Origin of the sequence: Mucilaginibacter sp., assembly GCF_036383575.1 — a bacterium.
GTDB lineage: Bacteria > Bacteroidota > Bacteroidia > Sphingobacteriales > Sphingobacteriaceae > Mucilaginibacter.
On record NZ_DASVOB010000472.1, the window covers coordinates 1 to 3,098 of the forward strand.

The 3,098-nt window shown below is 44.5% G+C and carries 3 protein-coding genes; all 3 read left to right on the top strand.

Features of this window, described 5'->3' with window-relative positions:
- Positions 1 to 908, top strand: a 908-nt coding sequence (locus VF500_RS17020) for a dihydrolipoamide acetyltransferase family protein (RefSeq protein WP_330860830.1), incomplete at its 5' end; no start/stop codon positions are given.
- A 317-nt stretch (positions 909 to 1,225) separates the two neighbouring features.
- Positions 1,226 to 1,651 (top strand): cytochrome B, encoded by a 426-nt coding sequence (locus VF500_RS17025; RefSeq protein WP_330860831.1) that lies wholly within the window; start codon positions 1,226 to 1,228, stop codon positions 1,649 to 1,651.
- Positions 1,652 to 1,899: 248 nt separating this feature from the next.
- A partial coding sequence (locus tag VF500_RS17030; protein ID WP_330860832.1) for an anthranilate synthase component I family protein occupies positions 1,900 to 3,098 on the top strand: 1,199 nt, incomplete at its 3' end.

Consider the following 3,098-nt stretch of genomic DNA (forward strand, 5'->3'; position numbering starts at 1 on the left):
GCCGCGTAAAAGCATCACCGCTTGCACGTAAAATAGCTAAAGATAAAGGCATCAACCTTAATGATGTAAAAGGCAGTGCCGATGGCGGCCGTATCATCAAAAAGGATGTTGAGGAATATACACCATCTGCTAAACCAGCCGCGGCTCCGGCTACTGAGGCTGCACCTGCTGCCGCTCCGGCTGCTGCTGCAAAAGCACCTATCGTATTGCCAACCTTTACCGGCGAAGAGAAATTCAGCGAAAGACCGGTTACTCAAATGCGTAAAGCTATCAGCCGCCGCTTAAGCGAAAGCTTGTTCACTGCGCCGCATTTCTATGTAACCATGACCATTGATATGGATCAGGCTATTGCTGCCCGTACCCGTATGAATGAGATTGCCCCGGTTAAAATTTCATTTAATGATTTTGTTGTTAAAGCCTGCGCTGTTGCCTTGAGGCAGCACCCTGCCATCAACTCATCATTCTTAGGTGATAAGATCCGCACTAATGAGCATGTTCACATCGGTGTTGCTGTTGCTGTTGACGAAGGTTTGCTGGTTCCGGTTATCAAATTTGCCGATGGTAAATCATTAAGCCACATTTCGGTTGAAGTGAAAGAGTTTGCTGGTAAGGCAAAAGCTAAAAAACTGCAACCAAACGAAATGGAAGGCTCAACCTTCACCATCTCAAACCTTGGTATGTTTGGTGTTGACGAGTTTACTGCCATCATTAACACACCTAACGCATGTATCCTTGCTGTAAGCGGGATCCAGGCTGTACCGGTTGTTAAAAACGGTGCCGTAGTACCAGGCAACATCATGAAGGTTACCCTGAGCGCCGATCACCGCGTGGTTGATGGTGCTTCAGCTGCAGCCTACCTGCAAACGTTAAAACAATTATTAGAAGAGCCGGTAAGGCTTTTGATATAAGTCGGAAGTCTTTAACCGGAAGTCCGAAAGATAAAATGAAAGCGATGGGTTTAGGCTCATCGCTTTTTTTGTTTGTATCTGCCCTGCCGCAGGCAACAAAAAGTATGTCATTGCGAGCGTAGCACGGCAATCTCGTAGCCAATGCATGTTCGATATGCATAGCTACGAGATTGCTTCGTCGTCCCTCCTCGCAATGACATAGTTTTTATTCAACGTCGGTTAGCAGTACTTAATTGAGCTCTCCCTACAAAAAAATGACACAATGACCTAATAACTTCAATAACCTATATGTGTATATTCACGGCAAATTTTGATGTATGACACTTTATAGCTTTTTTAAGGAATTTCATTCCGGTTTCAGGTACATTGTTATTGTATTGGTATTGCTGGCCCTTGTACGTGCATTTATGGGCTGGTTGGGCAAAAGACCTTATGGCGAGGGCAACCGCAAGCTTAACCTGTTTGCCATGATCTCGGTACATACACAATTTTTGCTGGGCATCATCCTGTTTTTTATCAGTCCGATGGTGCAGTTTAGCAAGGATACCATGAAAAATCCTATCACCCGTTATTTTACCGTTGAGCACTGGGTGATCATGCTCATTGCCATCGCGCTGATCACTATCGGGCATAGCAAATCGAAGAAAGCTACGCTGCCTGAGGCTAAGCATAAAGCCATCGCCATCTTTTATTTGATCGGAATTGTGCTTATTGCGGTGGGTATAATGCTTATTCCACAGTAATTCTACGTAGCTAATAGGATTTAGCAAATAAATAATTTCACAAAAAATTTGACAATTCAAATTTCTTTATAAATTTGTGACCGCGATGATTAAAAACACACATACAAACAGCTGGTGGCACCAATTAAATTGGCAGCCGGCTTGCGCTTTTTGATCAGAGACAACCTAATCAATTGTGAACCTAAATAGGAAACCCGGCGACCCCAATTCGCCGGGTTTTTTTGTTTTAAGATATTTAAAAAAATAAGATGAGCACATTCAAGATTACTACCACTTATAAAAAGCTGCTGGCCGACACCACCACACCAGTTAGCATTTACCTTCGCCTGCGCGATGTATTCCCCAACTCGCTGCTGCTGGAAAGTTCCGACTATCACAGCCGTGAAAACAGCACCAGCTACATTTGCTGCGAGCCCCTAAGTGGTATTGTGCTGAACAATGGCGTGCTTAAAAAGCAATACCCGGATGGCAGCCATGAAACACATGAACCCGGCACGTTTGATCTTATTGAGCAAATCAATAGCTTCATCGGTAGTTTTGAAACCGATTCGCTGCCACTGAAAATGATCACGAACGGTTTATTCGGCTATTTTACCCATGAGGCCGTTGAGCATTACGAAACCATCAAACTGAAGCAAAGCGGTAATACTGATCGTAAGATCCCGGTAATGCAGTACCACATCTACAGGTACATCATCGCTATCGATCACTTTAAAAATGAGCTTTACATCTTCCATAATCAGCCCGAGGGAGCACCAACCAATGGCGGTATCGAAAAGCTGGAATATCTCATCAAAAACAAAAACTTTCCCGAATACAGCTTCAAGAGCAACGGCGATGAAAAATCGAACCTCACCGGAGATGAGTTCATTGCTATAGTTGAGAAAATGAAACAGCATATTTATCGGGGTGATGTATTCCAAATAGTGCCTTCAAGAGCATTTTCACGCACTTTCCTGGGCGATGAATTTAACGTTTACCGAGCCTTACGCTCCATCAACCCATCGCCTTACCTGTTCTATTTTGATTTCGGCGATTTCCGGATCTTCGGTTCATCACCCGAGGCACAGATCACCATTAAAAATAATGTAGCCAATATATTCCCGATAGCCGGCACCTTTAAACGCAGCGGCGATGATGAGAAGGATGCAGAAATTGCCCGGAACCTGGAGAATGACCCCAAAGAATCGGCAGAACACGTGATGCTTGTTGACCTGGCCCGTAATGACCTGAGTCGACATTGCGAAAACGTGACCGTTAAGGCTTTTAAAGAGGTTCAATACTATTCACATCTCATCCACCTGGTATCGCATGTAAGCGGCAAGCTGAAGCCAGGTGTATCAGCATTTAAAGTTGTGGCCGATACTTATCCGGCAGGTACCCTTAGCGGCGCACCAAAATACCGCGCCATGGAGATCATCGACGAAAACGAAAACATTAAACGCAG